Here is a 21,836-nt window from a genome sequence, read left to right as displayed (position 1 = left end):
AGTTTGAGTGACAAAGGTGGGATATCAAGGTATAGCGTTTCTCTAAAAAGTGACGTACAGGTTGAGATTTTGGATACTTCGGCTTGCTTCGACTAGGCTGGCTCACAAATCACGAGCGTACCAGTTTTAGATTTGAGATACTTCGACTTGCTTCGGCTTCGCTGGCTCACAATACGCTGGCTCACAAATCGCGAGGGTACAAGTTTGAGATTTGAGATTTTAGATTGAGGGATCGAAACCTCATCGAAAGTGAGAACTGCTATATAATTAGAGTAATATTTGGCGACCCAAAACTAGAGCTGCTCAAAGTAGGCGCGATCAAAGTGCGATCGGGCGATCGCAGATAATTAATCAAAATATATCTCAAAAGATCGATCGACCCCTTAGTCAAAGCTATCATCATTAACAAGCACATAGCCGAGCTTGAACCTAGTACAGACGCACCGCGCCTGCGAGGGCCCGGTCATTTGACCAAACAATTTGCGAATATAAAACGATCGCACAAAAGCGACACACCCCTGGGTAAATCCCCAAGTGATGTGCCACGAGGCTATAACCAGAGTATCTCGCGGGTTCATCCGGTAACTAAACAAAGTCGGCACTCCACGAACAATATCTGATGGCAAGCATCGGCAACCCCCTCCAAACTCTCGTCAATTTGTAGACCAAAGTTAGAGCGGACTACGAGCTTACACTTGACATATACGGATTGAGCCATCAAATCACAATAGCTCATCCATAAGCAAAGCATACGGGGGTTAAAAGCCCGCGTTGGTTTTCCTCTCAGCACTCTTTGTGACTGAGTTTCCCACCTATTGAGTGTTTTTCTATGACTAACGCATCCCAGGGGCTTCGCTCCACATCGATAGTTGCTCTGAGCACTTTTACTCCGGCTCTCAACAAGATGATTCAGTCGGGTTACGTCAACAGCGACCAACTGAAGCAAGCTCAAATTGATAGCCGGAAGTCGGGTAAGCGGTTGACGGAGGTATTAGAAGCGCTTACCGGGCAGCCATTGCCACCAGAATTGCTGCGGCTTTATAAAAAGCAGCAGATGTTTGAAAGGAAGATAGTCTACGGCGTTGAGGCATTTGACCCGGAGATGAGCGCCCTGTCTAACGAGCAACTCGGAGTTATGCTCGACGGGTTGAAGATTTCGATCGACATTTGTCACCAAGGCCGATTTTTACCCGTAGCCAAAACGGAAACTGAGCCTCCGGCGGTTGTAGTGGCAATGGTCGATCCCGACAACCTCAATGCTCAAGAAGATTTGCGGCGGATTTTGAAGCCTCACGGCTTGAGTTTTCAGCGCTTGGTGATTACCCCAGACGACTATCAGGATATAACTTCGGCCTATCAAGACGACCAAGTTAAAGTAGCAGCCAAAATAGCAGAAGCCGAAAAGCAGAGAAAGCTGGAATTAGGGGAGGGAGATTTTGGCGAACTCTCGCTCGAAGAGGAGAGTGCGGATCAAGAAGACCTAGCTAACACCTTAGACGATGCTGAAGCAGCTCCGGTAATTAAGGCCGTGAATATCATTTTGGCTAAAGCTTTGTCGGAAAAGGTGTCTGACATCCACGTAGAACCTCAAGAAGAGTTCATGCGGATACGGATGCGGAAAGACGGGGTGCTGCAAGAGTATTTCCGGTTTCCCAAGCAGGTAGTCCAAGCGATTACGGCTCGTTTCAAGATTATTGCCAACCTAGACATTGCCGAACGCCGACAAGCTCAAGACGGCCGCATCCGCCGGGTGTTCGAGGGACGCACGGTGGATTTCCGGGTGAACAGCTTGCCTTCGCGGTACGGCGAAAAAATTGTGCTGCGGATTTTGGACAGTTCCAGCACTCAGTTGGGTTTGGGTTTGTTAATCTCCGACGAGGAAACTTTGGCTTTAGTCCGAGAGTCTGCTAGCCGTCCGTTCGGGCTAATTTTGGTGACGGGGCCGACGGGTTCGGGCAAGTCAACTACTCTGTACTCGATTCTGGCGGAACGGAACGATCCGGGGGTTAATATCAGTACGGCAGAAGACCCGATCGAATATGCTTTGCCCGGAATTACCCAATGTCAAGTAATTCGGGAAAAAGACTTGACTTTTTCCAACATTCTGCGGGCATTTTTGCGGCAAGACCCTGACGTGATGCTGGTGGGGGAAACGCGGGACAAGGAAACTGCAAAAACTGCTCTGGAAGCTGCTTTGACGGGACACTTGGTGCTGACGACGCTGCACACCAACGACGCAGCCGGGGCAGTCGCGCGTTTGGCAGAAATGGGCGTAGAACCGTTCATGGTTTCGGCCGCTCTGTTGGGCGTATTGGCTCAGCGTCTGATGCGGCGCGTTTGCGACAAATGCTGCATTCCTTACCAGCCTACTGCCGCAGAACTCGGTAAGTACGGTCTGTCGGCTTCTCAAGAAATTGATCTGACTGTTTACAAAGCCAACACTGTACCGGTGGAGGAAAGGAAGGAACTCGCAGAACGCGAGCAACTTTGTCGCAAGTGCGGCGGCCTAGGTTACAAAGGACGGGTAGGGGTTTACGAGTACCTGAAAAATACTGAGCGGCTTCAAACTCTGATCACTCAAGGAGCTCCCACAGAGCAAATTAAGGAAGCAGCAGTAGAAGAAGGGATGAAAACTTTGTTGGCTTACAGCTTGCAGTTGGTGCGAGAAGGCGCGACTACCTTTGAAGAAGTCGAGCGGGTGACATTTACTGACTCGGGTTTGGAGGCGGAAATGAAAGCTAAACGCAAGCAGGGACTTACCTGCAAAACTTGTCGGGCCGAATTGAAGCCCGAGATGCTGGATTGTCCGTACTGCTTGACACCGCGCTTTTTGGATTGATTCAATAGTCAAGAGTCAGTAGTCAGTAGTCAGTAGTCATTAGTCAGTAGTCATTAGTTAGTAGTAGTGATTAGTTATTGGTAGTAACGGCCAACTGTCAACTGTCAACTGCCCACTGCCCACTGCCCACTGCCCACTGCTCACTGTCAACTGTTAACTGAGTTAAATTAGTCAATAACTATCAACTCGATCTAGGAGAGGTATCTATGGGTCTGATGATTGAAGACGTACTGGAGTCCCTGGTAGAGCAAGGGGGTTCGGACATACACATCCAAGCGGGTGCGCCGATCTTCTTCCGAGTCAGCGGTAAACTAACTCCTCAAGCCCAATACGGCGACATTCTGTCTGCTGAGGAAGTGCAAATCCTGATTTTCCAAATGCTCAACAATATGCAGCGCAAGCAGTTGGAAATGGAGTGGGAACTCGACTGTGCTTACGGTGTGAGAGGATTGGCTCGGTTCCGGGTCAATGTCTACCGGGAGCGGGGTGCTTGGGCTGCTTGTATGCGGGCTCTGGCCTCCAAGATTCCTAACGCAGATGCTTTAGGCGTGCCGCAGGTTTTGCGGGACATGACGGAAAGACCGAGGGGTATGTTGTTGGTGACGGGACAAACCGGTTCCGGGAAAACTACTACGATGGCTGCTTTGTTGGATCTGATCAACCGGACGCGGGCAGAGCACATTCTCACAGTTGAAGATCCGATCGAATACGTGTTTCCGAATGTCAAGAGTTTGTTTCACCAGCGTCAAAAGGGCGAAGATACTAAGAGCTTTTCTAATGCGCTCAAAGCAGCCCTGCGGGAAGATCCTGATGTAATTCTGGTGGGGGAAATGCGCGACTTGGAAACGATCGGTCTGGCAATTTCGGCGGCAGAAACTGGTCACATGGTGATGGGAACGCTGCACACTAACTCTGCCGGTGCAACGGTCGATCGGATTTTGGACGTGTTTCCACCGATTCAACAGCCCCAGGTTCGCGCCCAGGTGTCTAACTCTTTAGTCGGAATTGCTAGCCAAAATTTGGTAGTGAAAATTGGGGGCGGCCGTTGTTGCGCTATGGAAATCATGGTGAATACTCCAGCTATGTCTAACTTGATCCGGGAGGGTAAAACTCCAATGATTTACTCCCAAATCCAAATGGGAGCGAAGTTGGGTATGAGGACGATGGAAATGGCCTTGGCTGAACTTTACAAAACCGGGAAAATCACTTGGGAATCGGCAATGGCGAAGGCTTCTAAGGCTGACGAACTCCAACGCTTGATTGGCCCGGCACCTGTTGGTGGAGCCAAGGTAGGAGCTCATTAATTCCGTCAGTAGTCAGTTGTCATTAGTCATTAGTCATTAGTCATTAGTCATTAGTCAGTTTGCTGTTGGCCCTTGTTATTAATTATGGGTAACAACTAACAACTAACAACTAACAACTAACAACTAACAACTAACAACTAACAACTAACAACTGACAACTGACAACTAATTTTTAATAAATTTTCAGAGGTGAGCTGTGGCTACCAACGTTGTCCGCGAAAAACCGAAAGGTAGTTTTGATTTCAGTGCGATTCAGGAGCAAATTGAGTATAACTTTACCAGTCTTACTGTTAAGGATATGGCTATTTTTGCTCGTCAGTTTGCCGCTATGTTTAATGCCGGGGTGGCGATCGTGAGATGCCTTTCCGTGCTGCACGAGCAGTGTTCTAATGCGAAGTTGAAGCGGGCGCTCAGGAGCATGAATGCTGACGTACAGGAGGGGATCAACTTGGCAGAGGCGATGGCTAAGTTTCCTGATGTTTTTGACCAACTGTTTATCAGTATGGTGGCGGCGGGAGAGGTCGGTGGTGTGCTGGATGAAACCCTAGACCGTCTGGCGCTGATGATGGAAAAAAATCACAAAACGGAGGCGGAAATCAATTCGGCGATGTCTTATCCGAAGACTGTGTTCTCTATCGCGATCGTGATTTTTTTCGCAATGACCATATTTCTGCTACCAACTTTTGCGAAAATTTTTAAGGATATTGGTGCAGATTTGCCTGCTTTTACGGTATTTATGTTGGCAATTAGTGCATTTTGTACGGCTTGGCCTCCGATCCAACAGATAACAGTTATTGGGGTGATTATAGCGCTAAAATTTGCCTTCGATATGTACTACAAAACTCCAATAGGCCACCTGCAAATCGATCGGATTGCGATGAAGTTACCGATTTTTGGAGATTTGATCGAAAAATCTGCTGTGGCTCGGTTTTGCGTGATATTTGGGTCGCTGACGCGATCGGGCGTGCCGATTCTCAATTCGTTGGAAATTGTGCGAGACGTGGCCGGGAATCAGGCGATATCAAATGCGATCGAATATGCGAGACAGGAAATTCAAAGCGGCGGCATGATCAGTATTGCTTTGCAAGAACAGCAAGTTTTCCCGTCTTTGGCTATTCAAATGATGGCAATTGGTGAGGAAACTGGGGAACTTGACAAGATGCTGATGAAAGTTGGCGCTTTCTACGAAACGGAAGTTGAAGAAGCAGTAAAAGGACTTACCAGTATGCTAGAACCTCTGATGATTGTTGTCGTCGGTGGTATCGTAGGTTCGATTTTGCTGTCGATGTATTTGCCGATGTTCGCAGTGTTTCAGAAGCTGTAAAAAATAGTCAGTAGTCATTAGTCAGTAGTCATTAGTCATTGGTTTTGTTTTAGGATCGAAAACTTAATAACTTAAGCACCTCCTACAGTCCTCTCTCCAGAAGCAGCGAGATAGAAGGAGGCAGAGCCTCGCCTATCTGCATTACCAGGAAGAGCCTGGTAACGAGCAATACGAGCAATTGTTTAAGTTATTAAATTTTCATTCCTTAGTTTTTAATACTGTTCGGTCAGTTGTCTGGTATTGGCTAAATTTTTAACTACCAATTACCAATTACCGCCAACTAATGACTGCTGACTAATGACTGCTGACTAATGACTGCTGACTAATGACTGCTGACTAATGACTACTGACTAATTAATTGATTTAAAATGTCTGTCAAACAATCATATTACGAGGCCTTGCTAGCAGAGTACAGCGAATCTTCTGCCGCGATCGCCCTGCTGAAAAAATATCGGCTGTACATGGAAATGATTCCGAGTATGCGCCGGCCTAACGAAAGTTTAATTAGCATTCCTTTGCCCATTGCGCGCTTGCGGGACGGGGTTTCCTATGCGGGAAGCGGGGGGACTAGCATATCGCCCGGACAGGCGGTTTGTTTGCCCTGCGATTTGGCGATTTTGATGTGCGATCCCGAATGGAAAGTGAAAATTGGAGTAGAAATTTTGATTTTCATTCATCGTCCGGGCGAGGATTTTTCTGCTTTGTTGGGTCGCTGGCGGCAGTCTCAGGTTTGGCTGGATAATGGTTACGAATGGGTGATGCCGCACCGCTACAGACACATTTTTAGTGATGAAGCTGAGGCTGTTCATCCGCTATTTGTGTTGTTTGAGGAAACGCCCGATCGCATTCAGCGCGGTTTGATGGCGGCGGGTTTGCCGTTTGTAGTTGAAAGTTTTGATTTGGCTGTTGAGGAAGTAGAGGATGAAGAGTTTCTCGGTATCGCAGAATCGGGGACTCTGGGTGAAGAGAGTTATGAGTTGTAGGCTTGTGGTGCGATCGCCTATAGCAATCCTATTTTATGAAGTAAACTATAGCGTTTTTCCTGGCTGTGAGGTACGCCGGATCGCGGGAATGGGCCTCGCGGGTACGGGAGGCTGGTGCGTACTTCACTTTTTTGAGAACCGCTATAGATTTTTTTTCAACAAACCGCCGATCGCACTCTTGGTACCGAGAAAGAGAAATGAACCGCAGAGAACGCAGAGAGCGCAGAGGGGAGAGAAAGAGCAGTTTAGAATTTTATTTATATGAGTATAATTTGCTATTAAACGGAAGTTATTGAGATGAGATTGTTAAAATCCTGGCGTTTAGTTTTATTAGGTTTATTTTTTGGGATGGCTGTAATTCTATCAAATTGCAGCACTACTTCAAACACGGTTAGCAATAATTCTCCAACTGGGACAACTCCCGCCGCCGTTCTACCGGGTGCTTTAGTTTACGGTGCGGGCGGGCCGCCTGTCAATCTGGAACCGGGAAATATTACGGATGGCAATTCGGTGATTGCGATCGACCAAATTTACAATCGCTTGACTGATTTTAAACCGGGAACTGTGGAACTCGAACCGAGTCTTGCTACGGAATGGTCGAGTTCCACGGATGTCAAAACTTGGACTTTTAAATTGCGATCGGGAGTAAAGTTTCACGACGGGACGGATTTTGATGCGGAAGCTGTTAAGTTTAATGTCGATCGCTGGTGGGATGCCAAAAATCCTGACGGTTATCGAGATTCGGGGAAAACTTATCAAATTTGGAAAGACTTTTTTGCAGGATTTAAGGGTGATAAAGATTCCCTAGTAAAGGATGTAACGGTTGTTGATAAATCTACGATTAAGTTTGTTTTAAATCGACCTTTTGCTGCCTTTCCTGCGGCGATTGGGTCGGGTTATTTCGGGATCGCGAGTCCGGCGGCGGTGAAAAAAGCGGGGGCTAAATACGGCACTCCGGGGTCGCTGGCGGTGGGTACGGGGCCTTTTGTGTTTAAGGAATGGATATCGGGCGATCGCATTGTTTTAGAGAAAAATCCTAATTATTGGAAAACTGGAACGCCGAAAGTCAATCAGTTGGTAATTCGGTTTGTTGACGATCCGGCGGCGAGACTGGCTCAATTGAGGGCCGGTCAACTTGATTTTACTGTGGATTTAACGCCGGATCAATTGAAAGAGGTGCAAGCGGATACTAATTTAGAAACTGTTTTGCGTCCTTCTTTTAATGTGGGTTATTTAGCGTTAAATCCGAGTTACGCGCCTTTGTCGAAACCGGAGGTGCGGCGGGCGATCGCCCAAACAATCAACAAGGAAGCCATAGTCAAAGCTTTCTGGGGAGAACTTGGCAAATATGACTCGCAATTTGTTCCGCCTGCGGTGAATTTGGCGCAGTCAGACAAAGTTAAAGATTACGAATTTAACCCGCAGCAAGCTAAAGCAATGCTGGCGAAGGCCGGTTATCCGAACGGTTTTGATTTGGATTTGTGGTATATGCCGGTCAGCCGTCCCTATTTTCCCACGCCGAAGCCGATTGCTGAAGCTTTGGCGGCGGATTTGAGCGCGATCGGGATTCGGGTAAAGTTGCTGACAAAGGATTGGTCTGCTTATTTGGCCGATCGGCTAAAACCTCCCGGATTTCAAGCTTTTATGATGGGTTGGACTGGAGATTATGGCGATCCGGACAATTTTTATTATCCTCACTTCGGGCCTGGTTCCACGGCGGATTTGGGGAATTGGAAAAATCCGCAAGTTCTGGAACTTTTGGATCGGGGAAGGGCGAGTGGGGATAAAGCAGTTAGGGCGAAAATTTATGCGGAAGTTAGCGAGATTTTGCATGGGGAAGCTGTACGTTTGCCGATCGTACATTCCCAGCCGCTTTTAGGGAAACGCAAGAATATTCAAGGTTGGATTCCGAGTCCTTTGGGATCGGAGTCTTTTGAGGAAGTGAGCAAAAATTGAGAGTTTAGATCGAGACACCTCTCCGGGGTTATCATACTTTACATGAATTTACCTTAACAAACAGTATGGAGAGCAATCAGCAACCTGCAAATCATCAGCCACAAATTATTTTGATTACCGGGAACATGGCCGCCGGAAAATCAAGTGTGGCGCAATCACTTGCCGAACGGTTGCCCAAAAGTGTCCACCTTCGCGGCGATATCTTTCGTCGCATGATTGTGAACGGACAGGCGGAAATGGCGTTAAATTTGTCAGCAGAAGCATATCAGCAGCTTCAACTGCGGTATCACCTGGCAGCAATGGCAGCGCGACACTATCTCCAGGCTGGTTTTACGGTCGTTTATCAAGACATCATCATTGGTTCGGCACTGGCTGAGGTACTTGCCACTTTCCACGATGTGCCGTTGTCCGCGATCGTTCTGTGTCCGAAGGCAGAAGTTGTAGCCGCACGGGATGCAGCAAGATCGAAGACCGGATATGCCAACGAAACAATGGTTTATGCCTTCGATCGCATTCTCCGTACCGAAACTCCTCGCCTTGGCTACTGGCTGGATTCAACCAATCTAACGGTAGAAGAAACGGTCGATCGAATTTTGGCAAATTTGCAAGGTGAATGAGCTCAACTGATGTTTCAATATATTGTTAAACGTTTGCTGGGAATATTGCCAGTCCTTTTCGGAATCACTCTGCTAGTATTTATGTTTTTGCATTTGATACCGGGAGACCCGGCGACAGTGCTTTTGGGAGAACGGGGAACTCCCGAACAAGTGGAAATCTTGAGAGCGAGATTGGGTCTGAATCAGCCTTTACCTTTGCAATATTGGGCTTTTTTAGGGAGTTTGCTTCGCCTGGATTTAGGAAATAGCATTATTAGCGGGATTCCGATAATTGATGAAATTAAAATTCGCTGGCCTGCTACTTTAGAACTTTCGGTGGCGGCGATGTTGGTGGCAGTTATTATCGGAATTCCGGCGGGGATTTTGGCTGCTGTTCGCAAAAATAGCTGGCTCGATAATCTAACTATGAGCGGTTCCTTAATAGGCGTATCTTTGCCAGTCTATTGGTTGGGATTGATGTCGATTTATTTGTTTGCAGTTTATCTGAAATGGCTGCCTCCTAGCGGGCGGATTAGTGTAGATTTGGGGTTTGGTTTTAAGTCGATTACGGGTGTTTATGTTTTGGATTCTTTGCTGAGATGGGATTTCGTTGCTTTCCGGGATGCGATCGCCCATCTCATCCTTCCCGCCTTGACTTTAGGAACTATCCCCCTAGCAATTATCGCTCGCATCACCCGTGCTGCTATGCTGGAAGTGATGCAGCAAGATTACATCCGCACGGCGCGGGCGAAGGGTTTGCCAGAATTTTGGGTAATTTTGAGACACGCTTTGAAAAATGCGTTTTTGCCGATCGTCACAACTATTGGTTTGCAGTTTGGCACGCTTTTAGGTGGCGCGATTCTGACTGAAACGATTTTCTCCTGGCCGGGAATTGGTTCTTGGATTTACAGCGGAATTCTAACGCGGGATTACCCCATTGTCCAAGGAGGAGTAATTTTTGTGTCTGTGACTTTTGTATTGATTAATCTGGCGGTTGATATTTCCTATGTTTTTTTCGACCCAAGAATTCGCTACCGTTAATTAGAGCCAATAACAATCTTGAAACTATTTTTAAACCTCTCTATTGCCTCTATTTCTCTGCGTTCTCTGCGCCTCTGCGGTTCATAAAAAAAATCTTATTCACAAATCAGAGACGATTAATAGATCCAATAGAAAACGCTTGTTTGACATCGGGACGCAGCAGGTAGTAAATACTAGCTGCTGCAAAACCCAAAGTTAAAAAATTGACTGCTGCACCTGCGCTGCCAAACAGTTTAGCAATTTGCGACAAAATGGCGATGACATGGATAATTAATGTTCCCGTCCAAGCCCAACTTTTGAGTTGAAACAAACCCCAAGTTAAGACTAAGGAAATAATGCCGATAATTAAAGCGATCGCAGCAAAAATTGCAATGAATCCGCCGATTACTGTGCCAACTTTTGCGCCACCGACAGCCGCACCGAGACCGCCAAAAATGCCAGCAAATAGTAAGATAAACAAGCCGTCAAGGATACTGAATATTCCGCTAATTAGCTGCAAAATTGCCAGAATTGTAACGCTTTGAGGACGATTCATTTTTGGTGTTTTCCATTTTTAAGGGATTTGCAAAATATTTTAACCTGTTGCGGGCACGGGGCAGATGTATTGAGGATTTAAGCTTGGCGATCGCGAAACCGGGTTTATGAGAAGAGTCTTCATATTGTGCCGTTACGAGCTTAAAACTGCCCGATCGCCCTGGGATTGCTGTGGCGCAACCAAGCGCGCGGTCGATCGCACCCCGAAGAAAGCCTTCCCATAGACTGAGTTTGGCGCGAGGGAAGTTTGGGCCCGCATCTTGAGACTGAAAAAGCTTAACATTTTTTAATAAGCTGCAATAATTAGCTATAATTGTTTATAGGTGCTGGTTGGGGAACTTTTTTTAAATCACCCGATCGGATGAGTCTCAAAGACGATGCCAAGCATCCGTAAAAATTTTACCTTTAAGGTAATCCTGAGATTAAATTAGCTGGTAAGTCGGTATGATAGTTAGTCCTAAAGAGGAAACTGCTCAGGTCAAGGTGGAAGATTCTCAGATTGCAGACACCAAGGCCCCAGAGACGAAAATTGCAGATAATAAAACCGCCCAAAAGCAGTCTCCAAAGAAACCCGCACGAAAGCCGAAGCGGTGGGCGATCGGTTTGGTTGCAGCCGGGTTGCTAGCTGTACCGACTACCTTATACATAGCAAAAAGTCGATCGCAGCCGAAAGTAGATGCGATCGCCACAATGACAGTGCCGGTGGAAGCCCAAAACCTCACGGTGCGGATCACGTCCAGCGGCACGGTGCAGCCCGTACAGCGCGTGAATCTCAGCCCCAAAGGCTCCGGGCGGATCGCAGAATTATTTGTCGAACAGGGCGATAAAGTCGAAGCAGGACAGATCGTGGCCCGCATGGAAAGCCGCGATGTAGAAGCTCAACTGGCTCAAGCTAAAGCCCGCGAGGCCAGCGTGCAAGCCAAACTCGCCAAAATTGAAGCCGGGAATCGATCGGAAGACATCGCCAGCGCCCGAGCGCGCTTAGATCAAGCCGAGGCGACTCTGGCTCAACTCCAAGCCGGCAGCCGCGTCGAAGAAGTAAACCAAGGGCGAGCTCGTTTAGCCCAAGCTCAAGCTAATTTGCAGCAACTGCGAGCAGGTAGCCGCATCGAAGAAGTAGGCCAAGGGCGAGCTCGTTTAGCCCAAGCTCAAGCTCGCTTAGCAGATGCTCAAACCGGCAGTTCAAAACAAGAAATTGCCCAAGCACAAACGCAAATTGAATCGAGTAAAGCCCAAGCCGAACTAACAGCTAAGCGGGTGGAACGTAACCGCCCGTTAGTGCAAGAAGGCGCTCTTGCTAAAGATAAACTGGATGAATTAATCAAAGAAGATCGCACTGCTCAAGCTAAATTAACAGAATCTCAAAAACGCCTGCAACAACTGCAAGAAAGTCGGCAGTCGCAAATTAAGCAACTGCAAGCTGCTGTGGACGTTGAGCAGCAAGCATTAAAACAGTTACAAAACGGCACGCGATCGGAAGGAATTGCCAAAGGCGAAGCAGAAGTTGCCGAAGCAAAAAGCAAATTAACGCAACTAGAAAACGGCAACCGTCCAGAAGAAATCGCTAAAGCCGAAGCAGGAGTTGCTGAAGCAAAAAGCCAATTGGCCGCCCAAGAAAACGGTGCTCGCCCGGAAGAAATAGCTGCCGCTAAAGCTGATTTAGCCGAAGCTCAGGCTCAAGTCCGCTTTCAAGAAGTGCAGTTAGAAGATACGAAAGTTCGCGCTCCTTTTGCGGGAATTATTACCCAAAGATACGCGATTCAAGGAGCTTTTGTAACTCCGGCAACTTCGGCATCGGAAGCTACTTCGGCAACTTCGACATCGATTGTCGCTTTGGCTAGAGATGTGGAGGTTTTGGCGAAAGTGCCGGAGGCAGATATCAGTCAAATTAAACCGGGTCAAATAGTTGAAATAGTGGCTGATGCTTATCCCGATAAAGTGTTTAAAGGCCGCGTTAAGTTAATTGCGCCGGAAGCTGTTAAGGAACGAGATGTAACTTTGTTTCAAGTGCGAGTTGCCATTGACTCTGGCAAGGATTTCTTGCAGTCGGGTATGAACGTAGATTTGAGATTTGTCGGTCAAAAGCTCAGCAATGCTTTGGTTGTCCCGACGGTGGCAATTGTGACCAATAAAGGTCAAACAGGTGTGCTAGTTCCCGATGAGAAGCAGCAGCCGAAGTTTAAGCCTGTGACTGTTGGATCGACTATTGGTAACAAGATTCAGATTTTGGAGGGTGCTAAGGCGGGCGATCGGGTGTTTACTGAACTTCCTGCTGGTAAAAAGTTGGAGGATATTATCAAGAATCAGAAGTAGTCAGTTGATAGTTGGCAGTTGGCAGTTGGCAGTGGTTAGTAGTCAACAGTCAACAGTCAACAGTCAACAGCCAATCTAAAACCTAAAATCTAAAATCCAAAATCGACTTATGGATATTCTTGAAAGTGTCAAAATGGCTGTCACAACTTTGACGGCAAACAAACTCCGCAGCAGCTTGACGATGTTAGGAATTATTATTGGTAATGCCTCTGTAATTTCGATGATTGGTATCGGCGAAGGAGCTCAGACGTTTATTGCGGGACAAGTTAACTCTCTGGGTTCAAATTTGCTATTTATCATTCCCGGAAGTCCTGAAGCCCAAAGTCGTCCGGTGATTCCGCCTCAGACTTTGGTGTTGGAAGATGCAGAGGCGATCGCATCTCAAGTTCCTTCCGTCCAAGAAGTTTCACCAACTCTCAATGATAGTCAACTCGTTACTTACCGCAATAAAAACGTCTCATCTTCCATTGTCGGAACCAACCCAGAATTTCTGACAGTCAGAAGCTTTGATGTTGCCAAAGGTAGATTTTTAAGCAAATTAGATTTAGAAAGACAAGAAAATGTGGTTGCTTTAGGATCGGAAGCAGCAGAACAATTATTTGGCAATACACAGCCGATCGGTCAATACATCCGCATCAAAAATTCGACTTTTCAAGTGATTGGTGTGATGCAGTCCAAGGGTTCAAGTTTTGGCGACAATCAAGATATGAATGTTTATTTGCCGCTGACAACAATGGCAAATTTGATCGTAGGTAGATCGTCTCCTTACGGTACTAAAGTAACATTTATTTCGGTTTCAATCAAAGATGAAGCTATGATGCAGGCGGCTCAATTTCAAATAGAGAATCTGCTCAGATTGCGTCATAAAATTACTAAAGAGGATGATTTTACTGTCCGAAATCAGAAAGATTTAATGAAGACTTTGGGCAGCATTACTGGTGCTTTGACTCTGATGTTGGCTTTTGTGGCGGCAATTTCGCTGTTTGTGGGCGGCATCGGGATTATGAATATTATGCTGGTTTCTGTGACGGAACGCACGAAGGAAATTGGACTGAGAAAGGCGATCGGTGCTTCAGGACAGGATATCTTGATTCAGTTTATGATTGAGGCTGTGATTTTGTCGGCTGCTGGTGGTGCGATCGGCACTGGATTCGGTATCGGCGGTGTGCTTTTGGTGTCTGCTTTCACTCCTTTGCAAGCTAGCGTGTCTCCAGTGGCGATCGCCCTTGCAGTCGGTGTTTCTGGCAGTATCGGCTTATTTTTCGGCATCGTACCTGCAAAACAAGCTGCTAAATTAGACCCGATTGTCGCATTGAGAAGTGCTTAATTAGTCATTAGTCAGTAGTCATTAGTCAGTAGTCAGTAGTCATTAGTCAGTAGTCAGTAGTCATTAGTCATTAGTCATTAGTCATTAGTCATTAGTCAGTAGTCATTAGTCATTAGTCATTAGTCAGTAGTCATTAGTCATTAGTCATTAGTCATTAGTCAGTAGTCATTAGTCATTAGTCATTAGTCATTGGTTATTTGTGGGTTTCAATTACAATGCCCGATGCCCGATGCCCGATGCCCGATGCCCAATAACAAATGACAAATGACAAACAACAAACAACAAACAACAAATAACCAATAACCAATAACCAATAACCAATAACAAACAACAAACAACAAATAACCAATAACAAATAACAAATAACAAATAACAAATAACAAAGTATGAATTTTATTGAAAGCGTTAAAATGGCGGGTCAAACATTGGTAGCAAACAAAACTCGCAGCAGTTTAACGATGATTGGGATGATTGTCGGAAATGCTTCGGTAATTGCGATGATTGGAATTGGAGAGGGAGCACAAAAATTTGTAGCAGGACAAGTTCAATCCCTGGGTACAAATGTATTGATAGTGAGGCCGGGAGTGCCCAATGCTAGGCGAAGTTCGATCGCCAGCGCGCCTCAAACATTGATAGTAGAGGATGCTAAGGCGATCGCCACTCAAGTCTCGTCGGTGCAAGGTGTTTCAGCAGAACTCAACAGTTCGGAGATTGTTCGCTACAGCAACAAAAATGTTTCGTCTCTAATTTTTGGCACAATTCCAGAATTTCTCACTGTCAGAAATTTTGAAATGGCTAAAGGGCGATTTTTGACGGAACTCGATGTTAAGCAAAACAATCAAGTTGTAGTGTTAGGTTCAGAATTGGCCGAGAAATTGTTTGACAATGCTAACCCCCTCGGCGAACAAGTACGAGTCAAAGATGTCAGCATGAAAGTGATTGGAGTATTGGCATCCAAAGGCACATCTTTTGGTACGAATTATGATAACTCGGCTGTTGTGCCGATCGCCACAATGGCCAACCGCATTGTCGGGCGGAAATCTCCCTACGGTTTAGCTGTCACCTCGCTGTTTATTTCTATTCAAGATGAGTCGAAAATGGACGCGGCTCAATTTCAGGTAGAAAACTTGCTGAGACTGCGGCACAAGATTACCACAGAAGATGACTTTACTGTCAGAAATCAGAAAGATTTAATGGCGACAATGGGTGCGATTTCCGGGGCTCTGACACTGATGCTAACTGCTGTTGCTAGTATTTCTTTGTTAGTAGGCGGAATTGGGATTATGAACATTATGCTAGTATCTGTGAGCGAGCGGACTCAAGAAATCGGGCTGAGAAAGGCGATCGGGGCTTCGCAACAAGATATCCTGTTTCAATTTATCGTCGAAGCTATAATTTTATCCGCTGCCGGAGGGATAGTAGGTACTTGCGTAGGTGTGGGCGGTATTTTGCTTGTAGGTAATTTCACGCCCCTGCAAGCTGGCATTTCACCCGTGGCGATCGCCCTTGCTGTCAGCGTATCCGGCACTGTAGGTCTGTTTTTCGGCGTTGTCCCGGCGCGTCAGGCATCAAAACTCGACCCGATCGCAGCATTGAGAAGTGCTTAAAAAATAATCGCATATATATATTGTGCTTAAGTAAATACCGGATTAATTACGGTTATTTTATACTTTGATTCTCACCATGTAGATAACTTAAAAAAATATTAAAAACGCCAGTAAGATTGTAAATAATTAGAACAAATTAGGTACTTTTGTGTAAGTAGAAAGGCGTAAATATTTGTAGTTGGGATGAGGCAGGAGTCAGGAGACAGAATGCAGGAGGGATGGGGGTTTTAGCCTCATTTATCTTTCTTAACACAGTTGTGTTTTTCCCCACCGACTTACTTACAAAGAATTCCCAAAATTTATAAAAATAAGTTAAACATTAAAGATTTCATAAAGTTGAAGTCAGGGTATTTACGTAGTAAGCGCAAAATATCATAAGATAAATCAGAAGCGAACAGATGCGATCATTTATCTGTACTGTGAGTCTTTGCTATTACTTAACCAACAATATCCCATAAATACCAATGGTTTCTCTTACCGGTACTGCTAAATTCGACTATCTCGAAGGAACTTCAGAACCAGACAGAATTAACGCCTTGGATGGCAACGACATAATTTATGCCAACAGCGGAGACGACTATCTCCAAGGCGATGCAGGCAAAGACAAAATCTGCGGCGATCGAGGCAACGATACGATTTCCGGCGGTGCAGACGATGACATTCTCTGGGGAGGCAAAGGCAGCGACCTAATTTTGGGCGACTCCGGCAACGATATCATTTACGGCGGTGCGGGTAGCGATACAATGACCGGTGGCACAGGCGATGATATATTTGCTATTGCTAAAGGCAGCGGCGGCCCAACGGTAGCAACAGCCGACTACATCACAGACTTCGGCAGTGGCAGCGACAAAATTCGATTGCTAGACGGCCTCACATTTGACGACTTAGACATCAAGCAAGGCACAGACGCTAACAGCAACAGCACGGTAATTCAAGACAAACTCACGGGCGAATATTTAGCAGTATTGCCAGGAGTCAACAGCAGCACGATCGACCGATCCAACTTCACAACTCAATTATCGGGAAACCCCATCCTCGATTGGAACGGAGTCATGCTGAATGCAGTGCGGACAGGCAACAGCCCGCCTCCTTTGGCCTCCCGCAACATGGCAATGGTTCAGGCAGCCGTTTACGACTCTGTTAACTCCATCACCAAAAAATACAGCCCTTACCGGATCAGCATCGATGCACCAGCAGGCACATCACCAGAAGCAGCCACAGCAGCCGCTGCCCTCCGCGTCTTAGTCAGCCTCTACCCAGCCCAAGCAGCCACATTCAACGAAGCATACGCATCGTCTTTAGCCAAAATTCCTGACGGTAAATCTAAAGAAGACGGCATCGCCCTCGGACAACAGGTGGCCGACCAAATTATCACTTTGCGGAGTACAGACGGCACAAAGACAGAAGTGCCGTACACCCCCTCAACCGAGCCCGGTCTCTGGACGCCGACTCCCCCCGCTTTTGCTGTAGGGCTGGCGCCGCAGTGGCCCGGCGTTACTCCCTTTGCTATGACTAGCGGTTCTCAGTTTCGCACAGAGGGCCCCCCCGCCCTTGACAGCGCCAAGTACGCAGAGGAAGTTAACTTCGTCAAAGAAATCGGCAAAAGTGACAGTCTCACGCGCACCCCAGATCAAACTGCGATCGCCAACTTCTGGGCCAACGGTGCAGGTACTTTTACGCCTCCGGGCCACTGGAACCAAATCGCCGAAGATGCAGCCGCCCTGGCGGGTAACTCTCTGGAAGATAACGCCCGGTTGTTCGCCCTGCTAAATTTTGCCCTCGCCGATGCTGCTGTTGTCTCTTGGGATACCAAGTACAAGTACAATTTGTGGCGGCCGGTGACAGCTATCCGCGAAGCTGACAGAGACAACAACCCCAACACGACAGCCGACCCCCTGTGGACTCCGCTGCTGGTAACTCCGCCGTTCCCTGAGTACACGTCGGGCCACAGTACCTTTAGCGGTGCGGCAGAGCCTGTTCTGAATGCTGTATTCGGTTCGGATTACGGCTTTGCGGACAAGGGAGATAAATCTGTCAACAGTTTGCGAACTTTTGAAAACTTTGCCGAAGCTGCTGACGAATCGGGGATGAGCCGCCTTTACGGAGGCATCCATTTCATGAGTGCTAACCTAGATGGTTTGAGTTCTGGTAGAAGTTTGGGGAATTATGTTGTCCAGAATTTCTTACTTTAGGAAAGAGGCAATTTGAGAGCGGTTTGTAGGGCGGATATCTTGCATGATAGTGAATAAACGGCTTTTTTATGTGGCGGGGCGCATTTACTAGATTATGGGTTTTAGGCAATTATTTTTGGCAAAACCTGCCCGTACCGCAGGCATAAGTTTTTACATTTTTCGTTTCGTTTATTCCAGCAATTCTACAGTGCCGAGATATCCGTCTACCCGCACTTTTTGACCGTCTCGCAGGCGAGTTGTAGCTTCTGCAATATTCATAACTGCGGGAATTTTGTACTCGCGAGCGATGATTGCTCCGTGAGACAATTGGCCACCCACTTCAGATATAATTGCTGTTGCTCCTAACAGCAGGGGTGCCCAACCTGCATCGGTGTAGGGTACGACAACGATCGCACTTTCGCCTAAATCTGTGGTGGCGGTGCGGCAAATCTTGATAAAACCTTCGACGCAGCCGATACTTGCGGGGATTCCCTGCATAATGCCAGTTGCGGATGTTGCTGAGTCGATCGACCTTTGCCGAGAATTTGGCAGCAAATTGCCGTAGACTACAGCAGGAATCGGGCGATCGCGATCGGCTAACAGGCGATCGCGCCTTTGGCTAATGGTATCCTGAAAACCAACACTCGCGCCACTGCGAATCCACTGCTGAATCTCCCCAAATTCCAGATAAAAAATATCCCCAGCTTCCGCAAATACTTCCATTACCAATCCGCAAGCCTCAATCTCCAAAAAAGTCCAGCGCAAATCAGCCAACAACCGGGCGTAAACTTGGCTAATTTCATTTTTGACTGTAGTTCTTTCCTGACATTTATCCAATCGCCATTTCTGCCAAAAACTCAAACCCAACTTTCGACTTTCATCTAAATTAGTTACAGCAGATTTTTGAGCCATAGTTACGATTAACTTTTGGTAAATTTCCGGTTGTTCGCGCCAAGTAGCAACAGCAATATCCGTCCCCACTTCGCTCAAATATCCGTAAGTATCAAGCCACTCTGCAAATTCTGCTTGCAGCGCCGAACTTTCAGCAAATATCTGCGTTAGTTGTGCCGTTGAAATAGTCTCGTTTGACTGCGAACTCGCAGCTTCCCGCAACTTTTTTGCTAACTGCTGCAAAGCCCGCACCGAAGCAATTTCCGGTGCATTACCATTGTCCAACCATTCATCGGGAACGCGAAAAATTGCCTTGCGAATAGCCAGCCCGATCGGCCCTAATATATTGTAATAAGTAATCGGTTTCAGCCACTCCTGAATTTGCTCTGCTCTCTCTAACAACTCCGACAAATATTGATAATTGGGAATCGGGCATCGGGCATTGGGCATTGGGCATTGGGCATTGTTACTATTGCCAACTGCCAACTGCCAACTGCCAACTGACTTCTCCAGACTTTGCAGCGCGGGGATAAAAATAGAAGTACGATCGCCCTCAAAATCTGCATTTAGCGACCTCTCCCGCTGCACCAAACGCCACAAACCGGGCAAAGAAGGCAAAATCTTCCCCAAAGGCGGTTTACCGATCTTCTGCCCTCTGAGCAAAAATTCCAAACCCTGTTCCGGCAATCCCATCATCCGAAAAATTTCGCCCAACAAAGTCGCATTAAAATAGGCGTGGGAACCAAGCAAAGTTGCTGTTTCATTAAAATTTAGATTAGCAGCGCGATCGCCCAAAACCACCTGAAAAATCTCTCCCCAAACCCCACAAGTCAGCGGCCGATTAATCGACCAAGTTAGCGGGCGAATTGCACCGGGAATCACTTCTGCCGCAATAGTCCGCGTCCAAAACGGCTGCAAATTGGTAATCGGGCGGCTTTGCAAAATCCAAACTTTTTCCCCGTCCCAACTCCACTCAATATCCTGCGGGATGCCGTGAAAAAAAGCTTCGATGGCTTGCGCTTGTTTGACTAATTCTGATACAATAGATTTATCAAGAATTGAACTAAATTCTAGGGCGCTTAAATTTTCTTCTAAAGTTTCAACTTGGCTAAAATCAACTTCCAAATGAACCGGAGTAACTTGCCCGCCGACAACAGATGCAGCACCTGCTGGCAAAGCTTCAATAATGATTTGGGAACCGCCATCTAAAGGATTGCGACTGAACATAACTCCGGCAATTTGGCTTTCAATATAAGGCTGAATCAAGACAGCCATTTGAGTGTCGGGGAGTTGTCGCTGGCGGCGGTAAGCCACAGCTTCGGAAGTCCAATAAGACTGGCGGCAGCAATTAATGCCGTCGAGCAATTCTGCTTCAGTCAAAACAGGGCCGATGGTTTGATATTGTCCGGCGGCGGAACTAAAATCACCATCTTCTCCCGCAGCCGAAGAGCGCACAATTATGCGGTTTGGGATTTTCGCTTTGAGGTTTTGGATGACAGAATTACTGATTGAAGGGCGATCGCACTTCCGATTATTTCCTCGGCCTATTTTCCTATTCTTAACATCCGTTACATCCGCTACAAAATCCGCTGCCGAACTGCCCTCTTCCCTCTTTCTTACATCCGCTACATCCGCTACAAAATCCGCTGCCGAACTGCCTTCTTCCTTCGATGGCAAAATCCAGCCATTAGGAACATTAAAACCAGCGCGTTTTAGCTGAGACAACTTAGCAGCTTTATCGCCGCAGATTGCAGCATCCAGCGAGTCATCTAGAGAAAACAATTGTTCCGATTTAGATAAAGCCATATCATCACCCTGACGGATATTAATCGCCACTAACAACAAAGCTAATCCTGCTGCTGCTAAAAATTCGGGCAAAGATTGCCGCCACACCCAAACCCAGAGAGGAGTGCACAGACAGCCGCAGCGGGAAGCAAAGAGTCTCGCCCGATCGCCCTTCGCCCACCACCGCTGTGCCAAACCCCACACCAGCAGCCCCCAGATACCCGACGAGACAGCCACCGGCGGCGAAAATACCAAAAGACCCCAAACGGCATTAGTGACACCTCCACCTCCGGCGATCGCATATCTGCCCGCGACTAGAGAAATCAACAGGGCGATCGCAATTTCCGGTGCATCCGGGAAGTAAAATCTGCCCGCCAAAACCGGTAAAATACCCCGGCCAACTTCCGCGAACACCGCAGCAATCCCCGCCAATTTCCCGCCGTGAATGAAAGCAGCCGAAACACCAACATTTCCCGTGCCCAACCGCCTCAAATCACCGCCGCCCACCAGTCGCACCACCCAGCTAGTAAGCGGCAAAGCACCGAGGGCAAAACTGGCAGCTAACAGCAATGCCATTGTCAACAGCGACATAAAATCAGCCCCCAAATTCCCATATCTAAGTATTATGGCTGCAATGCACTCACTTTTTCAGCCTTCAGATATATTGCGCGATCGCCCAAAGCACATAAAATGATAAAGAAGTAAAGTAAATAAGGATTTTAACCTAATGGTAGAAAGCAACCTAATTATTCCCATCTCAGTTCTTGGTGTTGGATTTGTGGCCGCGGTTAGTATCGGCTCCATTGCGTGGTACAACTCCAAGCGTCCCCCCGGCTGGGAATCCAAAGAACGCCCTGATTTTGTTCCGAAAGTTGATAAAGATAATTTAATTGCGGAGGTTTCGGGGACAAAAGATAAGTAAAACAAAGTTTATTCAGACAAGACGTAGCGACAGTTTCATTGCCGATCGATATGTCGCTAAAAACCCGGTTTCTACGAGTTTTGCGTTGACTGACGATAAATCACGCAAGAAACCGGGTTCCTGAAATTGCCAGTTTAAATTTAACTTTTTGGGCGCTACTCAAATCCCACCCACAAAAGTTTAGAAAAATAAGATTGTTACAATTAGATGCGCCGCAGTTGAGAGCCTGGGAATGAGAAAAAA

General features: G+C 47.0%; 15 protein-coding genes. 12 read left to right on the top strand and 3 right to left on the bottom strand.

Translation table 11 applies throughout. The features are described from left to right. Positions 1-829: 829 nt before the first annotated feature. The 7 genes from QUA97_RS11395 (at position 830) to QUA97_RS11365 (ending at position 10,043) form a co-directional block, all read left to right on the top strand. The gene (locus QUA97_RS11395) at positions 830-2,839 is read left to right on the top strand and encodes a GspE/PulE family protein (RefSeq protein WP_194070171.1); all 2,010 of its coding nucleotides are present in this window, start codon (positions 830-832) and stop codon (positions 2,837-2,839) included. Between the two features lie 206 nt (positions 2,840-3,045). Next, complete coding sequence (locus tag QUA97_RS11390) at positions 3,046-4,143, top strand: type IV pilus twitching motility protein PilT (protein WP_194070169.1); 1,098 nt, start codon at positions 3,046-3,048, stop codon at positions 4,141-4,143. A gap of 196 nt (positions 4,144-4,339) precedes the next feature. Beyond that, positions 4,340-5,467 carry a type II secretion system F family protein gene (locus tag QUA97_RS11385; protein ID WP_194070167.1) on the top strand — a complete coding sequence of 376 codons (1,128 nt, stop codon included), beginning with the start codon at positions 4,340-4,342 and terminating at the stop codon, positions 5,465-5,467. 368 nt (positions 5,468-5,835) lie between these two features. After that, a complete protein-coding gene (locus tag QUA97_RS11380) occupies positions 5,836-6,450 on the top strand; it encodes a hypothetical protein (protein WP_194070165.1) in 615 nt (204 codons plus the stop codon). Positions 6,451-6,747: 297 nt separating this feature from the next. Beyond that, the gene (locus tag QUA97_RS11375; RefSeq protein ID WP_333194645.1) at positions 6,748-8,406 is read left to right on the top strand and encodes an ABC transporter substrate-binding protein; all 1,659 of its coding nucleotides are present in this window, start codon (positions 6,748-6,750) and stop codon (positions 8,404-8,406) included. Positions 8,407-8,471: 65 nt separating this feature from the next. Next, complete coding sequence (locus QUA97_RS11370) at positions 8,472-9,023, top strand: AAA family ATPase (protein ID WP_194070161.1); 552 nt, start codon at positions 8,472-8,474, stop codon at positions 9,021-9,023. Positions 9,024-9,032: 9 nt separating this feature from the next. After that, positions 9,033-10,043 carry an ABC transporter permease gene (locus QUA97_RS11365; RefSeq protein ID WP_333194644.1) on the top strand — a complete coding sequence of 337 codons (1,011 nt, stop codon included), beginning with the start codon at positions 9,033-9,035 and terminating at the stop codon, positions 10,041-10,043. A gap of 106 nt (positions 10,044-10,149) precedes the next feature. Here QUA97_RS11365 and QUA97_RS11360 read toward each other — a convergent pair whose 3' ends face one another. Then, entirely contained in the window at positions 10,150-10,578 is a 429-nt protein-coding gene (locus QUA97_RS11360; RefSeq protein ID WP_194070158.1) for a hypothetical protein, read from the bottom strand. 132 nt (positions 10,579-10,710) lie between these two features. Further along, on the bottom strand, positions 10,711-10,860 hold the full coding sequence (locus QUA97_RS11355; protein ID WP_194070157.1) for a hypothetical protein: 150 nt from the start codon (positions 10,858-10,860) through the stop codon (positions 10,711-10,713). Between the two features lie 161 nt (positions 10,861-11,021). Here QUA97_RS11355 and QUA97_RS11350 point away from each other — a divergent pair, with 161 nt between their 5' ends. The 4 genes from QUA97_RS11350 (at position 11,022) to QUA97_RS11335 (ending at position 18,016) form a co-directional block, all read left to right on the top strand. Then, complete coding sequence (locus QUA97_RS11350; RefSeq protein ID WP_194070156.1) at positions 11,022-12,890, top strand: efflux RND transporter periplasmic adaptor subunit; 1,869 nt, start codon at positions 11,022-11,024, stop codon at positions 12,888-12,890. Between the two features lie 109 nt (positions 12,891-12,999). After that, positions 13,000-14,217, top strand: coding sequence for an ABC transporter permease (locus QUA97_RS11345; protein ID WP_194070155.1), 1,218 nt, complete (start codon positions 13,000-13,002; stop codon positions 14,215-14,217). A gap of 386 nt (positions 14,218-14,603) precedes the next feature. Continuing rightward, on the top strand, positions 14,604-15,824 hold the full coding sequence (locus QUA97_RS11340) for an ABC transporter permease (RefSeq protein ID WP_194070495.1): 1,221 nt from the start codon (positions 14,604-14,606) through the stop codon (positions 15,822-15,824). 464 nt (positions 15,825-16,288) lie between these two features. After that, entirely contained in the window at positions 16,289-18,016 is a 1,728-nt protein-coding gene (locus QUA97_RS11335) for a chemotaxis protein CheB (protein WP_333194643.1), read from the top strand. A gap of 168 nt (positions 18,017-18,184) precedes the next feature. On the opposite strand, the gene QUA97_RS11330 is transcribed toward QUA97_RS11335, so the two are convergent. After that, positions 18,185-21,262 carry a glycerol-3-phosphate acyltransferase gene (locus QUA97_RS11330; protein WP_333194642.1) on the bottom strand — a complete coding sequence of 1,026 codons (3,078 nt, stop codon included), beginning with the start codon at positions 21,260-21,262 and terminating at the stop codon, positions 18,185-18,187. Positions 21,263-21,398: 136 nt separating this feature from the next. On the opposite strand from QUA97_RS11330, the gene psb35 reads away from it, so the two are divergent. Further along, a complete protein-coding gene (gene psb35, locus QUA97_RS11325; protein WP_194070492.1) occupies positions 21,399-21,593 on the top strand; it encodes a photosystem II assembly protein Psb35 in 195 nt (64 codons plus the stop codon). Positions 21,594-21,836 lie beyond the last annotated feature (243 nt).

This window comes from Microcoleus sp. CZ3-B2 (assembly GCF_036705055.1).
GTDB lineage: Bacteria > Cyanobacteriota > Cyanobacteriia > Cyanobacteriales > Microcoleaceae > Microcoleus.
The sequence above is the reverse complement of the archived record's forward strand: the minus strand, read 5'-3'. Positions and strand labels throughout refer to the sequence as shown.